This is a genomic window from Halobellus ruber (assembly GCF_014212355.1).
GTDB classification, from domain to species: domain Archaea; phylum Halobacteriota; class Halobacteria; order Halobacteriales; family Haloferacaceae; genus Haloquadratum; species Haloquadratum rubrum.
Genome location: NZ_JACKXD010000001.1, coordinates 1 through 21,389, shown reverse-complemented (window position 1 = coordinate 21,389; position 21,389 = coordinate 1). Strand labels below are relative to the sequence as shown.

Annotated in this window: 17 protein-coding genes and 1 pseudogene; 8 read left to right on the top strand and 10 right to left on the bottom strand. The window is 57.3% G+C overall.

The genetic code is table 11. The features are described 5' to 3' along the window. Positions 1-165 precede the first annotated feature (165 nt). Complete coding sequence (locus H5V44_RS00085) at positions 166-1,548, top strand: sulfatase (RefSeq protein ID WP_185191110.1); 1,383 nt, start codon at positions 166-168, stop codon at positions 1,546-1,548. 34 nt (positions 1,549-1,582) lie between these two features. Here H5V44_RS00085 and H5V44_RS00080 read toward each other — a convergent pair whose 3' ends face one another. The 3 genes from H5V44_RS00080 to H5V44_RS00070 are packed head-to-tail and all read right to left on the bottom strand — an operon-like array spanning position 1,583 to position 4,934. Then, positions 1,583-3,028, bottom strand: a complete 1,446-nt coding sequence (locus H5V44_RS00080; protein WP_185191109.1) for a lipopolysaccharide biosynthesis protein — start codon at positions 3,026-3,028, stop codon at positions 1,583-1,585. A gap of 58 nt (positions 3,029-3,086) precedes the next feature. Then, positions 3,087-4,076 (bottom strand): glycosyltransferase family 2 protein, encoded by a 990-nt coding sequence (locus tag H5V44_RS00075; protein WP_185191108.1) that lies wholly within the window; start codon positions 4,074-4,076, stop codon positions 3,087-3,089. 48 nt (positions 4,077-4,124) lie between these two features. Beyond that, positions 4,125-4,934, bottom strand: coding sequence for an FkbM family methyltransferase (locus H5V44_RS00070; protein ID WP_185191107.1), 810 nt, complete (start codon positions 4,932-4,934; stop codon positions 4,125-4,127). 105 nt (positions 4,935-5,039) lie between these two features. Between H5V44_RS00070 and H5V44_RS00065 the strand changes: the two genes are divergently transcribed. After that, positions 5,040-5,675 (top strand): IS6 family transposase, encoded by a 636-nt coding sequence (locus tag H5V44_RS00065; protein ID WP_185191106.1) that lies wholly within the window; start codon positions 5,040-5,042, stop codon positions 5,673-5,675. Between the two features lie 21 nt (positions 5,676-5,696). Here H5V44_RS00065 and H5V44_RS00060 read toward each other — a convergent pair whose 3' ends face one another. After that, complete coding sequence (locus tag H5V44_RS00060) at positions 5,697-6,656, bottom strand: hypothetical protein (protein ID WP_185191105.1); 960 nt, start codon at positions 6,654-6,656, stop codon at positions 5,697-5,699. Positions 6,657-6,764: 108 nt separating this feature from the next. Between H5V44_RS00060 and H5V44_RS00055 the strand changes: the two genes are divergently transcribed. After that, the gene (locus tag H5V44_RS00055; protein WP_185191104.1) at positions 6,765-7,574 is read left to right on the top strand and encodes an SDR family NAD(P)-dependent oxidoreductase; all 810 of its coding nucleotides are present in this window, start codon (positions 6,765-6,767) and stop codon (positions 7,572-7,574) included. 9 nt (positions 7,575-7,583) lie between these two features. Here H5V44_RS00055 and H5V44_RS00050 read toward each other — a convergent pair whose 3' ends face one another. Both H5V44_RS00050 and H5V44_RS00045 read right to left on the bottom strand, forming a co-directional pair. Next, positions 7,584-8,492 (bottom strand): phosphoglycerate dehydrogenase, encoded by a 909-nt coding sequence (locus H5V44_RS00050; RefSeq protein ID WP_221625509.1) that lies wholly within the window; start codon positions 8,490-8,492, stop codon positions 7,584-7,586. A gap of 105 nt (positions 8,493-8,597) precedes the next feature. Further along, positions 8,598-9,614, bottom strand: coding sequence for a glycosyltransferase family 2 protein (locus H5V44_RS00045; RefSeq protein ID WP_185191102.1), 1,017 nt, complete (start codon positions 9,612-9,614; stop codon positions 8,598-8,600). Between the two features lie 112 nt (positions 9,615-9,726). Between H5V44_RS00045 and H5V44_RS00040 the strand changes: the two genes are divergently transcribed. Continuing rightward, positions 9,727-10,476 (top strand): 3-deoxy-manno-octulosonate cytidylyltransferase, encoded by a 750-nt coding sequence (locus H5V44_RS00040; RefSeq protein WP_185191101.1) that lies wholly within the window; start codon positions 9,727-9,729, stop codon positions 10,474-10,476. Positions 10,477-10,520: 44 nt separating this feature from the next. On the opposite strand, the gene H5V44_RS00035 is transcribed toward H5V44_RS00040, so the two are convergent. Together H5V44_RS00035 and H5V44_RS00030 are read right to left on the bottom strand one after the other, a co-directional pair. Continuing rightward, positions 10,521-11,558, bottom strand: a complete 1,038-nt coding sequence (locus H5V44_RS00035) for a glycosyltransferase family 4 protein (RefSeq protein WP_185191100.1) — start codon at positions 11,556-11,558, stop codon at positions 10,521-10,523. An 18-nt stretch (positions 11,559-11,576) separates the two neighbouring features. After that, a complete protein-coding gene (locus tag H5V44_RS00030) occupies positions 11,577-12,731 on the bottom strand; it encodes a glycosyltransferase (RefSeq protein ID WP_185191099.1) in 1,155 nt (384 codons plus the stop codon). Positions 12,732-13,176: 445 nt separating this feature from the next. Between H5V44_RS00030 and H5V44_RS00025 the strand changes: the two genes are divergently transcribed. Together H5V44_RS00025 and H5V44_RS00020 are read left to right on the top strand one after the other, a co-directional pair. Further along, positions 13,177-15,711, top strand: a complete 2,535-nt coding sequence (locus H5V44_RS00025; protein ID WP_185191098.1) for a DUF7827 domain-containing protein — start codon at positions 13,177-13,179, stop codon at positions 15,709-15,711. A gap of 843 nt (positions 15,712-16,554) precedes the next feature. Beyond that, on the top strand, positions 16,555-16,905 hold the full coding sequence (locus H5V44_RS00020) for a hypothetical protein (protein WP_185191097.1): 351 nt from the start codon (positions 16,555-16,557) through the stop codon (positions 16,903-16,905). A 551-nt stretch (positions 16,906-17,456) separates the two neighbouring features. Here the strand turns inward: H5V44_RS00020 and H5V44_RS00015 are convergent. Then, entirely contained in the window at positions 17,457-17,636 is a 180-nt protein-coding gene (locus tag H5V44_RS00015) for a hypothetical protein (protein ID WP_185191096.1), read from the bottom strand. A 27-nt stretch (positions 17,637-17,663) separates the two neighbouring features. Between H5V44_RS00015 and H5V44_RS00010 the strand changes: the two genes are divergently transcribed. Then, the gene (locus H5V44_RS00010) at positions 17,664-19,748 is read left to right on the top strand and encodes an aryl-sulfate sulfotransferase (protein WP_185191095.1); all 2,085 of its coding nucleotides are present in this window, start codon (positions 17,664-17,666) and stop codon (positions 19,746-19,748) included. A 318-nt stretch (positions 19,749-20,066) separates the two neighbouring features. Here the strand turns inward: H5V44_RS00010 and H5V44_RS00005 are convergent, their stop codons facing one another. Then, positions 20,067-20,966 carry an IS1595 family transposase gene (locus H5V44_RS00005; protein ID WP_185191094.1) on the bottom strand — a complete coding sequence of 300 codons (900 nt, stop codon included), beginning with the start codon at positions 20,964-20,966 and terminating at the stop codon, positions 20,067-20,069. Between the two features lie 345 nt (positions 20,967-21,311). On the opposite strand from H5V44_RS00005, the pseudogene H5V44_RS18250 reads away from it, so the two are divergent. Next, positions 21,312-21,389, top strand: a pseudogene (locus tag H5V44_RS18250) (IS6 family transposase); the annotation flags it as partial.

Genomic DNA, 21,389 nt, shown 5'->3' with positions numbered 1-21,389 from the left:
AACAACAATCTCATATTACCGCTTAATACGAATTAGATTATGTATGATTACGATCTTATCGACAGTAGATGGTACCAAAGAGATTATTCAAAACCGATAGAAGCCGAAACAAATATTATATCCTCCCACTACTAAGATTAAAATGCATATACAGCTGTACATTTTATGAAGAGCATTATATGGATTACGATTGATAGTCTCCGAGCGGATCACACCTCGGTGCACGGGTACGACCGAGATACCACCCCGAACCTTGCTCGCATCGGCGAAGAAGGGGCAGTCTTTGAGGAGTGTATCGCCCATAGTGTCGCTACGGCGGCATCAACGGCATCAATCGTTACCGGGACTTACCCCTCACGTCACCAAGTCGCGATGGGTGAGGCCGTTGGGGAGATACCTGAGGAGTTATCGACCGCTGCTGAACTTTTTTCAGCAGCGGGTTACCACACCGGCTGCGTGACAACGAATCCCCGTGTGAGTCTTGTTGGAGCAGACGCCGGATTCGACGAATTCTATGACGTGAGTCGGTCGACGCTGCTACAACTGTCGAACCTGACGACGACAGTCCGGTTTCTTACCAATCTCCGGTCACATTCAGTGGGAGCAACGACCGACAGCCTCGCTCACTCGTTTTCATTGATCCTCAACGACCTAGCGAGGCAGTGGGTTGAGTCAGTACCTGACGATGAGCCGTTCTTTTTATACCTCCACTACAACGAGCCTCACCGGCCGTATTATCCACCGTTAGCGTGGCAGGATCGGTTCGTCGATGAAATCGACGCCTCTACCACAGAAGCCGTTGAAATAGCCATTGACCTCCACGAGAACGCGACTCAATACATTGCCGATGGCCTACCGTTGTCGGATTATGAATGGGAGGCAGTCAAGGCGATGTACGACGCCGAAATTGCGTACACCGATGAGATGATCGGCCGACTACTTGAAATGATTCCCTCGACAGCCGACGAGTCCGCTGTTGTCGTCACAGCCGACCACGGAGAGCTCTTGGGCGAACAGGGACTCTACGGACATCTTCACACTGTCATTGACCCGTTGATTCATATACCGGCAGTTGCTTCGGGAATCCCTGGCGTGTCCGGTCGTCAATCAGATATCGTCCAACACGCTGATTTGATGAAAACGTTATTATCGGCCGCTGGCGCTGAGACCGACCAATTCGATGCCGCGGTCAACGTGGCATCTGAGACTCGAGAGTTTGCCGTCAGTCAGGAACGCGTCGTCGACTACAAAGCGTATACGGATCGGAACCCGTCGTTCGAAGTCACCGGCCGGCCAATCGGAGCGATCAACGGTCTCCGAACACAGAATTTCAAATTGGTGTCACACGGCAGCGGGAGCACTCTATACCGGTTACCAGACGAGAAGCACGATATCTCCGATGAGGAACACGAACAGGTAGAACGGCTGCGAGACGCCCTCTCGGAGTGGCGGACCCGCGCGGGTAAGCCGCTAACAGAGCCGGCCACAGAGGATGACTACGACGAAGCAACCCTTGAGCGTCTAGCTGACCTCGGCTATCGGGAGTAACAGTCGCAGGGGGGCCTGAGGTCAGTTCCGGTGATCAGGCTAAGCCCTCTTCAGTGAGATCGGCAAGGATTCCGCGGGCAGTGACTCTGAGACGCCGGCTAATCATAATCAACACGACAGCGTAGACGACAGCTCCGAAGCCGATGGCGAGGAGCAGAACGAGCCATGACCATTCCTTGACCAGCGGTTTCGCGAATAGGATGGCAGCGAACATAACTGCCCCGGCGGCTATCTGGCGGAGAAATTCCATTGGGACGAGTCCATCTTGGACGACCTGCCTAGTCGCGAGGACCAACAGGACATAGCGGAGCATTTCGGCAACCACCGTCGCGGCGACGACGCCGACGGCGCCGTAACTGAGCACCAGCGCGTATCCTAAGGGGACATTGACCGCGAGTGCGACTGCCGACGTCTTGAACACGGTCTCGGGGCTGTCTGTCGCTTCTAGCGTTCGGACGTGGATCTGGGCTTGGGTATTGACAATGCGATATAGCGCCAGGCCGATCAGCAGGACGGCAGCGCCGCGGTAGTCCGGACCGTACGCCGTGACGACGATACGCTCGGACAACGCGAACGCTCCGAACAGCAGCGGGACCGCGAGAATAGAAGCAAAGGCCTTCGAATTCGCAATATCAGCCGAAATCTCTTTTCCCTGGCTGTGGAGGTTACTCATCTTTGGGAACATCGACTGCTGGATTGAGTTCGAGACAAATACTGCAGGAACAGTCAGCTTCAATGCCACTTCGTATTCTCCGGCGACGGCGGGGGTGAGCACTAGACCCAAAAGCAGCGAATCGAGGCGGCTATACGTTTGGCCGACAATCGAAGCAGGGATAGAGTAGCGGGCGAACTTGGTGATCGAACGCAATGACTCGATGCCAGGGACTGACGGCGTCCGCCCAACGATGTAGAGGTTGATCGCGATTGACGCCAGCGTCGCGCCGACAAGACCATAAATCATCCCCGCTACCTCTAAGCCGATGGCAACGAACAGTAGCTGCAGTCCCAGGGTGAGCACCGACCGCAGTCCATCGACATAATTAGCGACGGCGATCCGACCCTTCGCGGCGACCAGTTGGTCCAGCGGGTGAAAGAAGGCCTCCGCCCCGAGTAACAGCAGGAACAGCAGCGCCGCCCCTTCAACGCCAGTGAACGCCGCCAGCCGCGACCGCAATAGGAACACAAGCGGCGTGGTCACGAGCAATCCGGTGAGGTTGAACACGATAACTGAGCCCAGAATCTCCCGTCGAGGAGCGTCGACCTCGGAGTAGCGTTTTTCTACCGCGGAGGTCCATCCACGAAACGGTCTGTCAGCGACCTGAACGACGGTGTACAAGAGGTAGTAGCCGCCGAACGCGGTGGGGCCAAGTGCCCTTGCGAAGACGATCGTCCCAGCGAAGCCGAAGGCGGCGAGGCCGATCCTGACGAGGAGGGTCTTCGCCACCTGGCCGCCAAGGTTCAACTCACTGAGCCGGGACATCGGTCAAGTCTGCTTTTCGATCGTAGTGTATAAGAATGGATTCTCTCCGCGCCGGTCGCTACTTAAGCAGCGTTGCCACGTCAGCTCGCGATCGCCGCTTAAGGGCGATATTAACGGCGTGGAACAGGAAATACAGCACATAGGCGATAGCATAACGTGCCGACCTCGCGGGCTGCTCAACGAACTCCTCTCGGAGCCGAATCCCATCCTCTGCCTGTAAAAAAAAGCCAGCGACGATCCGGAGCAGTCCGGGGACGGCACTCACCACCCAAGATAGGGGGTAGTTCGTCGCCACGAGGCGAGTCTTGTTACGGACCTGGACGTAATCAAGGTAGATTGGATCAAGCCGGGCGCTGGACTCATTTCTGGAATGTTGCACCTCCACAGCGTCGGTATACGCTACTCGGAAGCCAGCGTCCCAAGCCCGACAGCTGTAGTCGGACTCCTCGCCATAGGCGGGAGAGTACGCCTCGTCCAGCCCGCCGACCGACTCAATCACCGCCGCATCGATCAGGTACACTGCTCCTGTAACGTCGTCTACATATTCGTAACCTTCCGGGGAATAATTACGCTGGTAACGGTTGTACGCGTACCGCTCGGTCAGATCGCCGAACAAATGTTTGGACAAGGGGAAGTGGCGGCCAGCGTAGTGAATCGAGCCATCGGGCTCGCGGACCGTACAGCCCACGATCCCGACGTCTGGGTCGGACTCGGCGACGCCGACCATCGCCCTCAGCCACATAGGATCGGTGATCACGGTATCGTTGTTCAATAGCAATAAGTACTCCGCGCCTCGCTCAAGCGCCAGTTTAAAACTCTGGTTATTCGCCGTAGAGAACCCTTTGTTAGTTTCGTTTTCGACCACTTTGACCCCGGGGAACTGGTCGCGAACCATCTTAACGGATCCGTCTTTGCTTCCGTTGTCAACAACGATAACATCAAAGTTGTCGTAGTCTGTAGTTCCGAATAGCGAAGCGAGACACTCCGACAATATCTCTCGTCCGTTCCAGTTGACGACAGAAATCACCACATAAGGGTCGTCATCCATCGCTCGTCAAAGCCGCCAATCGCGGCGGACTTAACGCTTGCTCCTGTGTCATTCAACAACCCCGGCCAAGACGTACACGTCTTTCTCGACGCAGGCCTCGCGCTGGCCCTCGTCGGCGACGGTTTTGGTGATGATTTCGTATCCCAGTTCCGACAACTCCCGTGCAACGATATCGCTGGGGGCGTCGTAGTGGCCATGTGACTCGACAGCGATTATCCGAGGTTCGATCTCCAGATTCTGGAGAATCTCGATCTCTGCTCCCTCACAGTCCAATATCAGGATATCACAGGCCGGCAGATCCAGCGGGGAGATTACGGCGGCGTCGCCCGGCTCCCCCCGGAGGCTGATCGCTGTTCCAACGATCACGTGTTCGACCTTGACCCTGTCCGCGACGCCGTTCCGTCGGGTTGTCTCTTGGATCTTCTCAACTTCGGCCGCCGACCCCTCGTAGACGACCACGCTTCCTTCGTCCCCCACGCGTTCGGCAGCGTGGGTAGTGGTGACACCCCAGCCACCGCCGACGGCAACGACGTTGTCACCGGGGCAGACGTGCGTGGCGACGATGTCGACGAGCGCGGATTCGTGGTTGGGTTCTGGCCCGTGGTCGATCCACGGCAACAGTCTATCTAGAGGCTTGCCCGGGCAGACTGTCACCCCATTGTACTCAGTCTCGTATACGCGGGGCAAGTGCGGTCGCACGATCCGGTCGTGGACGAACGGGACGCCGTCGTGGACCAGTTGGAACAGATCACCGCGGGCAAGCACCTCTCTGATTTTTCGGAGGTAGTCTCCCGTTGAGTCGAAGCTCTCTGATCTCCCGGTGGACCTATCGCAGTATTCGAGATCCTCTGACTTCACTATGTCTCAGTGTGACCGACAGAGGTATATTATATTTGTCCTACGATTTGTGGGTCGTGTTTGATTAAGGATGAAGAGTGAGGCGGCGTGATTTTGTGGTGGTCTATGCCAGAAATCAGCCGCCTCAGCAGATGTACAGACTGGATTGATTTGGATTTTGTGGAACGAGAGCGGACACCCGAGCGTGCGATGAAGCTATGTATCCAACTCCAGTTAGCGGGACTATCGCTGTCGAATACCGTCTCTATTCTCGAAGAGTTGAGTGTCGAGCGATCTCGCAAAGCAATCCACGATTGGGTACAAAAGGCCGATCTACAGCCCGCAGAAGGTCGAAGCCCGAATCACATTGCGGTTGACGAAACCGTGATTCGAGTCAACGATCAGCAATTCTGGCTGTACGCTGCCGCCGATCCCGAGACAAACGAGTTACTCCATCTGCGGCTGTTTGCGACTACGACGACCGCATTAACCGAGATATTTCTCCGAGAACTTCGTCAGAAACACGATGTCGAATCCGCCGTATTTCTCGTTGATGGCGCTCAACACCTCCAAACTGCGCTGACCAGAGCTGGACTACGATTTCAAACTGAACGAAATGGAAATCGGAACGCCATCGAACGCATTTTTCGAGAATTCAAGCGTCGAACATCCTCGTTCTCCAACTGTTTCAGCCACGCAGAGCCTGAAACTGCTGAAAAGTGGCTCCAAGCATTTGCTGGCTGGCTCAATGCTCCAAACTAAACACGACCGATCTGTGTACCGTCACGCCTGGTACCCCAGGGCCTCAAGCTGATCCTCGATAATTTCGCGGTTCATCTCGATCCCTGCAGGATTCTCCGCGGCCTCGATGTCCCGCCGGCCTTCATAGTCGAGTTCCACCCAAGGAACCTCCACCAACTTCGGAAGGCGGAGATGCGTGAAGTGGGCGTATTTGAATCGGTTGCGGTGAAAGACGCTCCAACGGGGATGTAGGAACTGGTAGTATAGTGGGACCCCCTCACCAAGCATCGTCCCGTGATCAGTCGTGACGACGCTTTTTCCGTCAAGTTCGCTGGTCAGATCGTGGACATACTTGAGGACGTACCGCGTGTTGTCGCGGTAAATCTCTCGGATGGTCTCCGACGACACCTCGTCGCGCCGCGCAGCGGTGAAATCACGGTACTTTGAGCCCGGATCAAGTTTCTCGTCGCCCTTGACGACGAACGGAGGATGGGGTTGCAGGAAGTGCGAAATAATACGCTTGTTAGGATACTCCGCGTGGAGTTCGAGCGTTTTGTCGAGGACCACCTCTGGCGGGACGATGTCTCGGTACTGGCGGTCAAAGTCTGGAAAGTTCTCCTCACCCCAAAGACCGACGAATTTGAAGAACTCTAGGTCATCAACAACATCGCCCGTGGCCGCGTTGCCAGAAACGACGATAGTGTCGTAGTGCGTCTCGCCCTCAAAATTCTCCCGGAAGAACCGCGCAGTCGTCTCACCTCGCGAAGTGCGTGTTTGTACATCCGCCGCTCCGTCCCAGCAGTCCTCAAAGATGTGTAGCGGACAGGCATCGATGATGACGAGGTTGTCCCAATCCTCCTCCATCACGTATATGCCGTCGTTCGTCGGCTGGAGGGCTTTTACCAACTCTTCTTGCATCCACCACTTCGCTCGAACCGAGAGTTCCCGGATCCCTCCGTCGTTGTATGCGTCGCGTGCCCGGGAAAACAGGTCAGCGGACATATCGGTGGTAGGCGGTATTCGGAATGAAAGCCTTTCGTTCGGCAGAATTGGCTGGAGGCGTTGGTCCCAAACGGAAAGATACTCGTGAGGAGGTTACATCAATTGTCTATGATCGATAGAGAAATCCGGACACGGTTCGACTCCGACGTCGCAATTATCACGGGGTCGACTCGGGGGATTGGGGCGGAGACCGCTCGCCGGCTAGCCGTCGAGGGAGCCGCCGTCGTAGTCACCGGACGGACAACCGACGATGGTCAAGCTGTGGTCAAGGATATACAGGACGCGGGGGGAACCGCACGCTTCGTTGAATCCGATCTGCGCGAACCTGACGATATTGCCGCGTTGTTCGAGGCGACCGTCGACGAATTTGGAGGAGTAGACATACTGGTTAACAACGCATCCGTCCAGACCGAAACCGCGGCTGACGAAACCTCTATCCCCGATTGGGAACAAGTCCTCCGGACAGACTTCCGATCGTACTGGCTCTGCAGCAAACACGCCAGCGAGCAGATGGAGACAGGAGTGATTATTAACATCTCCTCGAACCACGCGTTTTCGACGATGCCAGCCCACTTCCCGTACAATGCGGTCAAGGCAGGTATCAACGGTATGACTCGCGCGATGGCGGTGGATCTCGGTCCGGATATCAGGGTGAATACCGTCAACCCCGGTTGGGTCGCCGTCGAGCGAACCCTCGAAGATATGGACGACGGCTACCGCGATCACCTCGAAAAGATCCATCCCGTCGGACGGATCGGTCACCCTGAAGATGTTGCCGGTGCTGTCGCCTTCCTTGCCAGCGACGACGCCGCGTTCATTACTGGTGAGAGCCTCCTCGTCGACGGCGGGCGCGGTGCTGTTATGCAAGACGACACAGTTCCGGATTACAGCGAGCAACGAGGTGACGGAGCGTGGTGAGTCCGAACTTCAGCCTTCGACAACACCTTCGATGAGATTCTGCACAGCGCGATCGTTGACGCGAGAGACCGCCTCCGCAGTGTTCTGGGCGTTGTGCGATCCGAGGATGACGTTGTCGAAGTCCGCCAACGGGTCATCTGCCGGTAGTGGCTCCGTCTCGAACACATCCAAGGCCGCCCCGGCTATAGTCCCAGAGTCCAGTGCGTCAACGAGTGCTGGCTGATTCACAAGCTCACCGCGAGAGGTATTAATTAGATAGCCAGTCTCCCCGATACGATCCAGTTCCTCCGAGCCGATCATCTTCCGAGTCTCCGGTGTCAGCGCGCAGTTGAGACTGACAATATCCGACCGGTCCAGCAGTTCGTCGCGATCGACCCGTTCGATATCTATCTCTGATTTCAGACTCTCGGGGAACGGTCGTACGTCGTTACCGAGAACGTTCATACCTAGCGCGTGTGCACGCTTGGCAACAGTCGAACCAATATTACCGACCCCTACGACACCAAACGTCTTTCCAGCCAGCGAAACACCCCGCGGACAGATCCAATCACCGTTTCGAACAGCACGATCGATGTGGTGGAGCTGTCGGGTAAGCATAATCGCATAACCGATCACCACATCAGCCACCTCGTCGTTGAATGCACCGGGTGTGTTTTCGACAGCAACGCCGTGGTCGGCCGCGGCATCGGTATCGATGGCATCTATACCGATCCCCCACTTTGCGATGATCTTCAGTCGGTCGCCAGCGGCGATGACTTTACGAGTGAATTCGTCGTCGCCGGCCAACACTCCGTCGTACTTATCAATGATATCGAGTAGCTCATCCTCGCTGAGCTGCTGGTCAACATTCGCGACATCGTACGCTATGTTGTACTCTGCGAACAAATCCGCGTATTGATCGATATCATCGGTGATCAACGGGCAAGAAACTAGGACACGATAGTCACTCATCACAATATCTTGTAATCGCCTGTTCGGAGAGTGTTTCGCTTTGTCGGGCACCGAAAACCGCGGCCCATATCACTATCGTGGTTCCTCTTCCGGACTACCGGGATACAGCCCGGCATCAGAGTAATCGATATAGTTGCCCTCGCGGTCGTCAGACGGGTCAGGGCGGTCAGTTTTGACTTCACGATCTGGATCAGGGTAGGAGTCTCGGTCAGGGTAATAAAATCGCTGCCAGAGTCGGTCAGAGATCGGCCCATCCTGCGAAAATCCTCGGTAAGTCCCCCAGAACTGTAGGAGGCGGAACTTTGGGACTTCGAATAAATTGTCGGAAAACACCCCTTGTTTTAGTGCTGCGTTCCAGTCTGAGACGATGTTCGTCGCCGACAGTCGGAAGAAGTCCCACAGTGAGAACGACTGGTTCGGGAGAATCTGCTTGTGGGCGTACGCTTCTCGTCGGTATCGGTTGAGAACCTCCCCTGCGGACTCGTCGTGAACGTGAATGATCTCCGCATCGGCGGCGTAGGAGATATCATACCCGTCTTTCTGGACGCGCTTGGCCCAGTCGACATCCTCAAGACCGGTTAACTGCTCGTCGTACGGGTACTCTTCCCACAGTTCGTGTCGAATAGCTGCATTGGCGTTGTTACAGAACGGATGATCCTGCCGTTCGATGTCTCGCTCGGGAAACCACTGCTTGAAAATCTGATTTTCGGAGAACGTCGTCGTATCGTTCCCACGCTGTTTCCCGTACACCAATGCAATGTCGTTCTCAAATTTCTCCAGTAAACACTCGATCCAGTCATCGCGCTTCGGATATACGTGTGCACTTGCGATGATACAGAACTCCCCGCGGGCAGCGTCACAACCGTAGTTCAGTGCACGGCCGAACGAGAAGTTCTCCGGATCAATGTACTCAATCGTTTCGACGCCGTATTCATTGGCAATTTCGAGCGTCCCATCCGTAGAACCGGAGTCAACCAGGACGACTTCAAAATCCTGGAAGCTCTGCTTTTCGAGCCCGTGAAGTAGTTTGCCTAGGTGTTCTGCCTCGTTGTAAGACCGAACGATAATTGAGGCACGTGGCGATTCCATCAATCGATTCTAACATAGTCAGGACACAAATCTGTTTCTGCTTCGCCATCACTCAACTTGTCTGCAACGGTATTAAAGGAACTTTTTTATTTAAGTAAGAGATTCGGTGGGTATGAGCGTTGCTGCTATCATCCCCGCCAGGATGGGATCGACGCGGTATCCCGGGAAGCCGCTATGTGATATCCACGGGGTGACTATGATCGAGCACGTATATCGTCGGACTCGGATGAGCGACGCCGTGGATCAAACCTACGTCGCTACCCCTGACGAGGAGATTCGCAAGGAAACGGAGTCTTTCGGCGGTGAGGCCATTATGACTGGCCAACATCCTCGTGCTACCGATCGCGTGGCAGAAGCAGCAAAGAGCCTTGATGCAGATATCGTGGTTGTGATGCAGGGCGACGAGCCGTTGGTGTATCCAGATATGCTTGACGACGCTATCGCACCGGTTCGGGATGAGGATGGTGTCAAAGTGACTAACCTCGCCAGGCCGATTCCTAACAAATCCGAGTATGAAGATCCGAACAATGTGAAGGTTGTTGTCGACGAGAACTGGGACGCCCTGTATTTCTCACGGTCGCCAGTTCCGTATATACAAGCCGGGAACTATGAGAAGGCTCCGGTGTACCACCAGGTCTGTGTAATCCCCTTCGAACGGGAATTCCTCTTCGAATTCACGTCGATGGCGGAGACTCAGTTGGAGCGGGTCGAATCAATCGATATGTTGCGACTGCTCGAAAATGGGCACAACGTTCGGCTGATCAGGACCGACCGGGAGACATATCCTGTTGATACACCCGAAGACCACCAGAAGGTAAACGAAATGATGGCCAATGATCCGCTGTTTGAAGAGTACCACTAAGACCGAACGAGGTAGTCTCGGAGGACAACGCGACGTATTTTCGACTAATCGTAATGTGATAATAACTCGGTAGTGGTTTCATTCCAGGTAGGAAGCCTCCGAGGTGAAGGCTCACGAGTTGCCGCTGTGTGAACAGATTCCGTAATTACTTCCGGTGTTAGTTCCTCAACACCAACTACACAATCCTTCTTATTCCAGTTCCGCAGACCAGCCGCCTGGCGGACCACACACGGCGTGCCTGCCGAGATAGCTTCTGAAACAGTCATTCCATAGGACTCGAATTCGGAGAGAGTAAGATATACCTCTGCACCGGAGTACAACCCCGGCAACGTATCGGCGTCAACGTATCCCATAAATTCCACTCGGTCTTCGACCCCACTCTCACTAGCGATCTGTTCCAATGTTTCTCGGTATGGACCACTCCCAATTACGAGTAGATCGTACTCCGGAAGGTTGGGCAACGCCCTAATTGCGTGCTGAATACCTTTGTACGCTTCCAGCCGACCAACCGTCAACATGTATGGCCGCTCCCGTTCAACCGGCTTCGCCTTCGCGAACCGGTCCACATCTACCCCGTTGGGGATCACCGTCGCATTTGTATCAAAATCGGACCTCAACTGCTCTCGTTCCCATTCACTGACCGCAACAATCACATCTGCACGCCGAACCGCCCACCGACCGAGTGGGTGATACAGCGACAACAGGTGATCTCGCACAGAATTTGCGCTGCCGCCGTGATAATGAGTTGTCACTACAAACCGATGGTCACCGATACCCAGTGCAGCAAAAAACAATGGAAATGAGTGGTAGTTGTGTGCGTGTACCACGTCCGCTTCCGATTCCCGAACAGCCATTACGATCTGCGGACAGAGATGCATCGCGTCGTTCGGGGCGATGCTTCGATACCGGCGAACAGTAACTCCGCTCCGTCGCTCGCGACGTTCGCCGTCCTTCCCTGCATCCGCAGTGACCACGGTCACCTCGTGACCGCGTTTAACAAGCCGCTCAGAGATCTCTTTGACGTGTGTCTCTACGCCACCGGACTGCGGCGGGTACCGCGGCGTCACCTGCAAGATCTTCATTACTCTCTCACCCACTAGTCACTCGTAAACGTCTCGCAGTTCCTCATCCACTTCCCACGCTGCAGACCCCTCACCACGCCGCAACTTTACTGCAGCAAACAACAGTGACACCTGCGTATCGAACACCGCGTATACTGACTGTAGCGGTCCAAGCTTATCACGGGAACCTAAAACCGTGAATATGCTAATGCCTGACGGAATGATCAGTCCGAGCGGCCCAGCGGTAGCTAGCCCCAGAACCGTTGTAAGCCCGATCGAAGCGGCCAACAACCACGGCGAGACCAGCATAAACCACCAGTTGAACGGCAACACCACACCGCCATACAACCCATACCGCCCCAGCATATCCCGATGCTGCAGCAGCAACCGAATCAACCCCATCGCTCGGCGATCCTTCTGCGTTCGACGCTTTCCAAACGCCGAATGTGACGCCTCCTTGTACCGAATCTCCGGGTCGAACACCACCCGCTTCCCGTTCTTCCGGATCTTCAGCGCCAACTCCGTGTCGTCGGCGATCGAGTCAGGATCGATCGGGACGATCTCGTCGTTCTCGAACGCGGAAAACGGCCCGTGGAAGATGAGCGTCGAATCGAGATGCGACTCCAACGTCTGAATCGTCGCCTGCACGTCCCGGTATCCCTCCTCAACGTCGCTGCCGCCGAGCACGTCGACGTTTCGTCCCGTCACGGCACCAACGTCCGAGTCCGCGAGGTTCGCGGCGGCCTCCCGAAGCGCGTCGGGGGCGAGCTTCGAGTCACAGTCGGTCTTGACGACCATCTCGTTCGACGCTGCCGCATAAGCGTCATTCAACGCTGGTGCGAGCCCTCGGCGTTCGTCTTCCTCCAACAGCGTCAATTCGGGCGCCTCTCGGTCCGCGAAGAACTCCCGAACGATCTCTCGCGTATCGTCGTCGCTGGAATCGACGACGACGACCTCGATCTTCGCCATCGGATAATCGAGCGAGACGATGTCGCGGAGTTTGTTCTCGACGATCCGCTCCTCGTTGTAGGTCGGCAGCACGATGCTCACCGTCGGCTCCGCTCGACGCTTATCCGCGGGCGACCCGTGTGGGTTCCACACTTTCGCGAGCAGGAGATAGACCACGTAGGGAAGCCCCGTGAGCGAGAGAAGAGCCACCACAGAGCCGAGGAAACGCCGAACGAGTCTTCGCATACGCGGGCTTTCGGTGACCGAAGTAAAAACACCCGTGATCCGCGGGTAGGACGGGGATTCGATATTCGTCGGCGGTTTCGGTCAGGATATCGGAATCTACCACCATCGTAGAACAGCCGTTCGCAATTCAACGTGACTCGGCCACTCGCAATTACTCATCGTTCGCCCGCTCGCACACGCGAACGCCTCCCGCTGGTTTATACACTTCCGCCCGGATTGTGTGTGAACCGTTCGCAAGAGATTCCGGGGGTTGTGGGAACTCTCACAGCCGTTTAGCGTCAGACAACTACACAAAGTATTTACCGGGCGTGGTGCACGTTTGTGACGTACCCCTACCTATGGTGGCAGAAGCGAGTACCGCAAGCCGAACTCGGATGCCCGAATCGGTCGGGCGCCTCGGTGCGCGCAAAGCTGGTGTCGCCGATCGATGCGATCCAACCAAACTATGACAGGAAACACAAAGAAAGTCCGCGCGGTGTTCCTCGCGGCGCTCATGATCTTCAGCGTCTTCGCTGGGACCGTGGCGTTCTCGGGGAGTGTCGCTGCGGAAGAGCCGACATATGGCGGCAATGCCGTCCACTACGTAAACGAGAGTGGCGGCGGCGACCCAGTAGTCGAAGTACCGTTCGAAGGCAACGTTGAAGCTGCGTCGCTGGACAGAGATAACTTCACGATTCTGGATGATGGCGACAACACGTCATCAATCCAGAATTTCCGGCAACGGAACGCGACTGTTATCCTCACTCTGGATCGGGCCTACCCATCCAACGATCTGGAGGTTTCGCTGAGCGAGAACATTCAGTCGCCGGGTGGCGACACGATCACCAACGACGGTGACAAGACCGTCGTCTTCGCCGGTCAGACGCTTGAATACGAAGGTGACGCCAACGGTGGCGGTACCGACGTGCAGGCCAACACCGCGACCAACGTGACGGCGTATCAAGGCGTTACCATCGCAATCAACGTCTCAAAGTACAACAACATCAGCCGGACGAAAGCCGCCGGCGGCGACGTCCCGGTGACTGTTGAGGGCGAGGACAACACCTACTTCCAGGAAGGGAGTACCGGTGTGAACAGTTCCGTGTACACCTTCAACACGGGAGACCGCGAGCTCGGCGAGTACCGGGTCTTCATAAACAATAGTGACAATCAAGCCAACCGCGCGTTCATCAACGTCCGCGATCTGCAGTTGGACATCGAGGCCGACGACCTGAACGTCTCGACCGACGACACGATCGAGACCACCGTCTCGGCCGTGGCCGGCTCGCGAGACATTGAGGCTGAGTTGCTGGATAACACTGGTGACAGCATCAACACGACGCAGGCTACCCTTGACGGTCAGGGTGAGGCCGACATCGACTTCAATGCTGGCTCCGCTGATGATGGCGATACGCTCGATCCCGGCACGTACACGGTTGAGGTAACCGATAATGCGACCGGCGTCACGGTCGAATCCTCGGAGATCACCGTCTCTGAAGCAGAGGATGAGGATGTCAGCTTCGTCAGCACCACCATCACCGACCAGCGTGGAGATATCCTTGAGGCCACGATCGAGATGACGGAGACCTCCGAAGCAACGGTTACCTTCGGCTCCAAGGACGACGGTGTCATCGCGAACGCCACCTTTGAGGATGACAACGGTGATGATCAAGTCACCTTCTATGTCAACACGTACAATTTCGAAGACGATCAGGCCAACGTCTTCGCGCTGGACTCCGACAGCGACGATGTCCTGCTTGACCAGACCCAGAACAACAACCCGGCCAACGGTCCGAGCGCCGACGGTCTAGGTGAGCTTCTTGACGCCGGCGACTACGATCTCGAAGCCGAAGCCGGCGATCAAGGTGTTACCACTGGAGTCACCCAGTCCGACGACATTGCGACTGTAACGCTAGAGGACCGTAGCACGGAGAACATTCGGATGTGGACCGGAAGCAAGGAGGCCATCGGTAGCGTCTCTGATCTTGAGGACGTGAACGAGGCCATCGAAGAAGGCCAGATCACGCAGTCCTCCGAGGTTGCTGTCGGTGACTTCGCGGTGCACCAACTCGAAGCGTCCGGCTTCGAGGGAGCACTCAACGCACGTGAGGATGAGGACGTTAGCCAGGCGTTCAGTACCCTTAACGCAACTGGCCCGATCAACCTGACAATCGAGGAAGCTAGTCCCGGTGCGAACCAGGATGCCAGAGAACTCGACCTCGATTACACCGGCAGCAACGCTAACGTGACCGTCATCGCTGACGGTCCGAACGACACATACTTCGTCATCGTCGACACCGCTTCGGTAAACTACAAGAACGGAGACACGCTCCCGAGCGACAGCGACACGGCTCTGGAGACGAACTTCACCGTTCTGAACCGTGACTCGCCGTTCGGACAGGACTTCGTGCCTGAAGACGACTTCGACGACGACGAGAACTCCGAGACGCTCGTCACATTTAACGCCAACGAGCCTGAAGTGACGATTCAAGAACCGTTCAACGTCTCGCAGGCGTCCGGGCAGACCATCAGCGCCACGACCAACATTGCTCCGGGCACGGAAGTGCGTCTCCGCGTCCGCAGTGACGATGGCGTGAGCCCGAGCTTCCTGAAGACGGCGACGCCGGTCGTTGGTTCGGATGGAAGCTTCGGTGCAACGTTCGACTTCAGCGGGCAGAACGTCGGTGACACCTACGAGATCACCGTCAGCAGCACGGGCATTATCCTCGCGAGCGACGAAACCGAGGATGGTACAGTCGTCGAGGCTGTCGCAACCGACACCGCGACGCCCGAACCCGACACGGACACGCCGGAGCCCGACACGGATACTCCGACGCCGGAGCCCGACACGGACACGGCAACGCCCGAACCGGACACCGACACGCCGATGCCGGACACCGACACGCCGACCTCCACTCCGACCAGCACGCCTGGATTCGGTGTGGTCGTCGCGCTGACGGCGCTCCTGGCCGCGGCGCTGCTCGCCATCCGGCGAGACTAACGTAGCCAACTAACCACCGGACTTCGTCCGGTCCTTCCGTTTTCCACTTTCTTTCGCGCGCTCCACCGAATAGCGACAGCGCTACCCACGGAGAGAGCAACTGGTGGTGGACATCGGAGGTAGGTCTAACCTCATCATCAGCGGAGTGGTGAGCGTGTCAGTAGATTCCTTTCCTGCCGACAGAAGCGTGGAGTTCCCACTTGACTGCAGATCTCCGACGCAATACTACACTGACAAGACGCACTCTCAGTCAAATCCTTCCGTGTTACATAAACTAACTGGGTATTTCACGAGTACTAAGCTTAGTCGTGATACAGGAGACATACAGCTTATATCGGATTTTGGATCCACAGACTCGTTTCCTATCACGGAGTAAATATATTAAGAACTCACCGCCTGGTCTACAGCGACCAGGCGAGTTTGACGGACGAAACCGAATGTGGTTTGGTAAGAATGGCCGAGTTGAAGTATCCGTTTTGAGGACTTATAATATGTGTCCGAATCTAAGTCCTATCCTCAGATAGACTCCAGGCCGTATTCCCAGTGGAAGGACAGCTGGCGGCTCTGTGCGTGAGACCTGTCGTTCGCGGTCGGCGCGTCACTAAACGGAGTTGGTGAATGGGTGGAGGCCCACAGAAGATGGTGTAGACGGGACCGAATACGGGGCCATATATGAGCAGTGCAGCAAGGCCGCCCCAGTGAAATACCGGAGGCGACCGATCGCTGAGGAGTGGGATAATGAGGAGTGCGTCAGCGAGCCATACTACAGGACCAAGACTGCACCCGATGAGGACTCTCATAACCGGATACAAGGGACGAGATTCCGGGACAGCGAGTTCGAGCGTGAGAGTCAGAAGTACCCCGGAGGAGATCCCAGACATCCCCACGGACTTAGCCGACAAAGACGTCGGAGCGCTCGAACGACGCAGCGATGGCAGGCAGGAGGTTCTGCACGCTGAGCACGGCGCCGAAGGCGACCTCGCAAGCCCAGTGGGGAGCAGTGTGGCAAGATACACAACCGCCGCCTGGCCTCTGAAAGAGGCTATGGATCGTGTTGCTATGCTGTACCGGGCGGAGAAGCAAAACGAGGCGATAGCAATCGCAAAGAGAGCAATCAGGGCGAAGATACTCTCGTGGTACAGGAGGCGGATTCCTAGTCAATCAAGCGTAGTGGAGTTCGAATGTTTCCACTAGCGGGCTGCTGTGGAACGCATACAATGTGGTTTTGTATCTCCCCGCGATGTGATGGAAGTCAGGCGTGAGGGCCCAGGTACCGCCGATCGGGACCATCCATAACGTGTGCTCGATAGGAAACTCATATCCGGGTGGAATTAACAGATACAGATACGGAAGAGGCGCCCCAACGATGACAGGTGGCCAACTCCGGCTTACCTACCTCCTGTACCGGGGGGATTCCGCCACAGCAATCAACTGTCGACTCGGCGTACCAGAAGCTTCATTCCTGGGTGAACATTTCCGCACCCCACCAGTGACCATCCGACAAGAGTGATAGGACGGACGACTGAGTTGAACTCCCGGCAGACGACCCACTTATCGACCTTGCTTGGTATCGCCCTTGTTGAAGCACACACTACGTGTGTGTTCGTGAGTTCGGGGTTCTCTGATCGAAACAACTCGGACAAGGTATCACAGTGTGATGGAGTGGGCATTGTTCCGCTACGCACGTCTTCCTATGCTGTGCGTATCCCACGAACGGGTCGGACTCCGAACGCAGTATTCACTGCTTAAAGGGTGAGCGAGTCGAGAACGGCCACTAGGTCGTCGATGAGGGCGTATGTGTCGCCCGCAGCGTCGCGGCCGTCGGCGTACGCGGCGTCGACATCCTTCCTGAGGCGGTTGACAACCGCCTCGGCACGGTACCTCCCGGTGCCGTCGGGGACCGCCGCTCGAAACACGAAACGCATTTATCGGATACGTCAGAACGGTGATCAATGGCAGACCAGCGGACCCGTGCCCGCGTCGCCGCACTCGTTATCGTGGCCCTCCTGTTCACCCCGGTCGTGACCAGTGCCGTCACTCACGACGACATCCGGTCGGAGCGAACGGCCGACGACACGAACGCCGATGAACTGGTGGTTGTTACCGCACAGGGCGACGACCTCGGGAACGGACGGGACTCCCGGCTCGTCGTCGTTGAACCGGACACGGAGCGAACGGTGCACCAGAACACGACGTACGCGACGTACTTCGACGTGGATCCACTCAACGACACGACGTTGCTGTACGCCGCCAAGAACGGAGCGGGCGAGTCGTTCGCGGTCGTACAGAACTGGCGGACCGGGGCAGTACACGCGAAGTTCAGGATCGCAAACGGGACCCACGACGTCGACAGACTCGGCGACGGGCGGTACGCGTACGTCGACGGTACGAGCCATCAAGTAATTGTCATTGACCGCTCGAACGGGACTCGCGAGCGGGTGTGGACGTACAACTTCACCGATCGGTTCCCGCCGGACGTCGGCGGGGGCGATCCAACCAGTTATGCCGGGGACTACACCCACCTCAACGACGTCGATGCGGTCAACAATGCCTCGGCGTTTCTCGTGAGCCCACGCAACTTTGATCGGGTTATGTTGATCAACCGCTCGACGAAGGAAATTAGGTGGACACTGGGGGAGGAGGACAACTACAACATTCTCTACGAGCAACACAACCCCAACCTTATTTCGCGGGACCCGCCAACCGTGCTCGTCGCGGACAGCGAAAACGACCGGATCGTCGAATATCGGCGCACCGACACGGGGTGGGAACTCACCTGGGAGTACGACCAGGACCTCGTGTGGCCGCGCGACGCCGACCGGCTTCCGAACGGAAACACGCTGCTCGTCGACAGCCGGTTCGTTATGGAGGTGACCCCGTCGCGGGAGACCGTCTGGAAGATGCGGATCTCGAAGTTTCCGTACGATGTCGAGCGGATCGGACTCGGCGACGAGCCCGACGGGCCGCCGATGACCGAGTTCCGCGACGAGTTCGAAACCGCGCGGATGCCGGACACGGCCGGTGGTCCCGTTGACGCGCTCACCAGTCCGGTTACCGACGCCTACCAGCTCTCGCGGTGGATATTCCCCTTCTGGGTGTCGGTATATGACTTCGTGTCGGGAGGACTCGGGCTCGTCGTCTTAGTGGTGTGGGGCGGGTTCGAGGTCGACCTGTTCCGGCGTGGCTCCCGGTTCGATGCGCCGGACCTCGGCGCCCGGATCGGACCGCTCACCGGCGGTCTGCTGGCCGCCGCCGTGGCGCTCGGCGGCGCTGCGACCCTCTGGACCAGCGTCGAGCCAAGTTTACAATTCCGCGGCGGGTTCGCCGTCGAGTGGTGGCGGTGGGATCCGCTGTACCACACCCTCGGGATCCTGGCGATGGTCGAGAGCCTCCGGTATGTGTGTGACCGACACCTCGCCCCGGCGGACAACCGGCGCCGGCGACTCGTTCGGATTGCTTACGTGGGCGGCCTCCTCGCGCTGATCGGGTTGGGCGCGGGCCTGCTCGCATTGACGCTTGGTGTCGGCGGGACGACCATCCGGATCCCGAACCCGGCAGCGTTGCGCGCGACCGGCGCCGCGGCGCTGGCGTTCGCCGTCTGGCGGCTGCTCCACACCAGAGGGGCGACGCTTCTCCCGTCGCCTGGCGGCCGCAGCGTCGGCGGCCTCGGCTTACTTCTGGTCGCGCTCTGGGCGCTCGCCGTCGGAGCTAGTTCGGCCGCGACTCCGGCCGGATTCTTGGGTATCGGCCTCGTGCTCGCGGTTTCCGGGCGCGCAGCGGTGCTCCGGCTCGACGGCGCCAGATCACTTCCGCCGGCTCGCCGGAGCACATACGCTTTCCTGGCCGCGTGGTACCTCCTCCGTGTCCTCCTCGTCGCCGCGGCGGCCGCGACCGCGCTCCGGATCCTCGGCCTGGGTTCGATAGCCGGGCTGGCGCTCTCTCCGGCGGTGATCACGCCGCTTCTGTGCACCGCGGTGCTGCTCGCCACCCTAGAGTGGGTCCTCTTGTGCGACCCGACGGCGTCGCAGCAGGTGTAGGATCGCGACGGGGGGTGTAGCATCCCTCGCGTTCGCCTCCCCAGCCGCGGCGGTAGGCACGCTACGCCAGGGAGGCGCGTCGCGGGCGGTTGGCCAGCGCGTCGGGGCCCCACTCGAGAATCTCGCCGAACTGGTCAGACCCGAAGAAGGCCATCGCGTTCTCGCGAGTGTCCCACTGGCTGGAGATAAAAATGTCATCGCTCTTGTGGCGTAGATTGTTGATGAGTCAGAGTACTGTTTCGAGGATGGTTTTCAGCGCTTCTTTCCCTTGGTTTTCGGAAGACCTCACGTCGGAGTTGGAACGCTCTGAGATACGGCTTACGCTCTTGTGGCGTAGATTGTTGGTGAGCAGAGTGCGGTTTCGAGGATGGTTTTGAGTGCTTCTTTCCCCGGTTTTCGATAGACACGACGACGGAGTTGGAATACTCTGAGATACGGCGTCAGTTTGTCCTCTGAGATGCCTCGATGCGGCGAGAGCCAGGATCGCGCCAGCGATCCGTGGCTCTCACAGGTATTGACGTGGACATCTCCGTCGCCGTGGACGACGTATTCGCGGGTGAATGTGTCGTCCTCATCAAGCGGATCGTACGCTCGAAAGCCGTCGGTGTAGACGACTAACGACTCCTGCTGGCCGACCGCCAGCAGGAGTCGAATCGTCGATTCGTCGGCGGCTTTCGCTGGGAGCACATAGTGGTCACCGCTTCCACGATCAGCGAGAATGAACACCGGTGGCTTGTCCTGTTCGTACGTCCCTCGTCCACGCGTGGACAGGCCACGCGAGCGCGACCGGGAGTCGCGCTCGCGGCCTTTGAGCCCAGATTTCACGCACAGTTCGTCAATTTTGACCGGGCCTTCGAGGTGTAGTTGAGGCGCGTCCAGCGCTCGCAGGAAGCACTGGACGCGCCGGTACACCGACTTGTAAGAGACTTCTATTTCCACGTCTAACTGTCTGAGACTCGTGTTGAAACGGATATAGGTGTAGACGGCGAAAAACCACTTGCTGAGAGCGACTGGTGAGTGTTCGAAACCGGTGCCTGTCTGATCGTTGAACGTGCGGTCGCAATTCTTACAGCGGTATCGCTGGAAGACCCGATAGCTGCCGTACCGAATCACAGATTCGGCACGGCAGCGCGGGCAATAGACGCCGTCACGCCAGCGAATCTGTGCCAGCAGATTCGCGGCCCGACGCTCCGAGACGAACGTCTTGAGTGGAATCATCGTTTGTCGGGTGGCGCGTCGCGCCACCCTTGCCCGCTACGACTCCTAGCTACTGCTGAGATCCGACCAACAATCTGCTACCCAAGAGCGCAAAAGTAAGTACTGATAGTATATAATTTCCAGGTGGATGAGATTATCCCAACCAACTGGCTTCCTGATTTTGGAAGAGTTGTCCGACGGTGAGTGGGATACCGCGGCAAACTTAGCGAGACGGATTGGGAAGGACCGTAATTACATCAATGCAGAATTACCGAAACTTGAGGATCAGAGGTTCGTAAAGAAGATCGGCCCGCTTGAAGCGGTCGCGTTAATTTAGAGGATGAGGCGGACGAGTTCTGAGTGTCTATGACAGAATTCGACCGCCTCAGTCAGTGTATCGAGTGGATTGACTTGTCGTTTGTGGAGCGCAAGCGGACTCCCGAG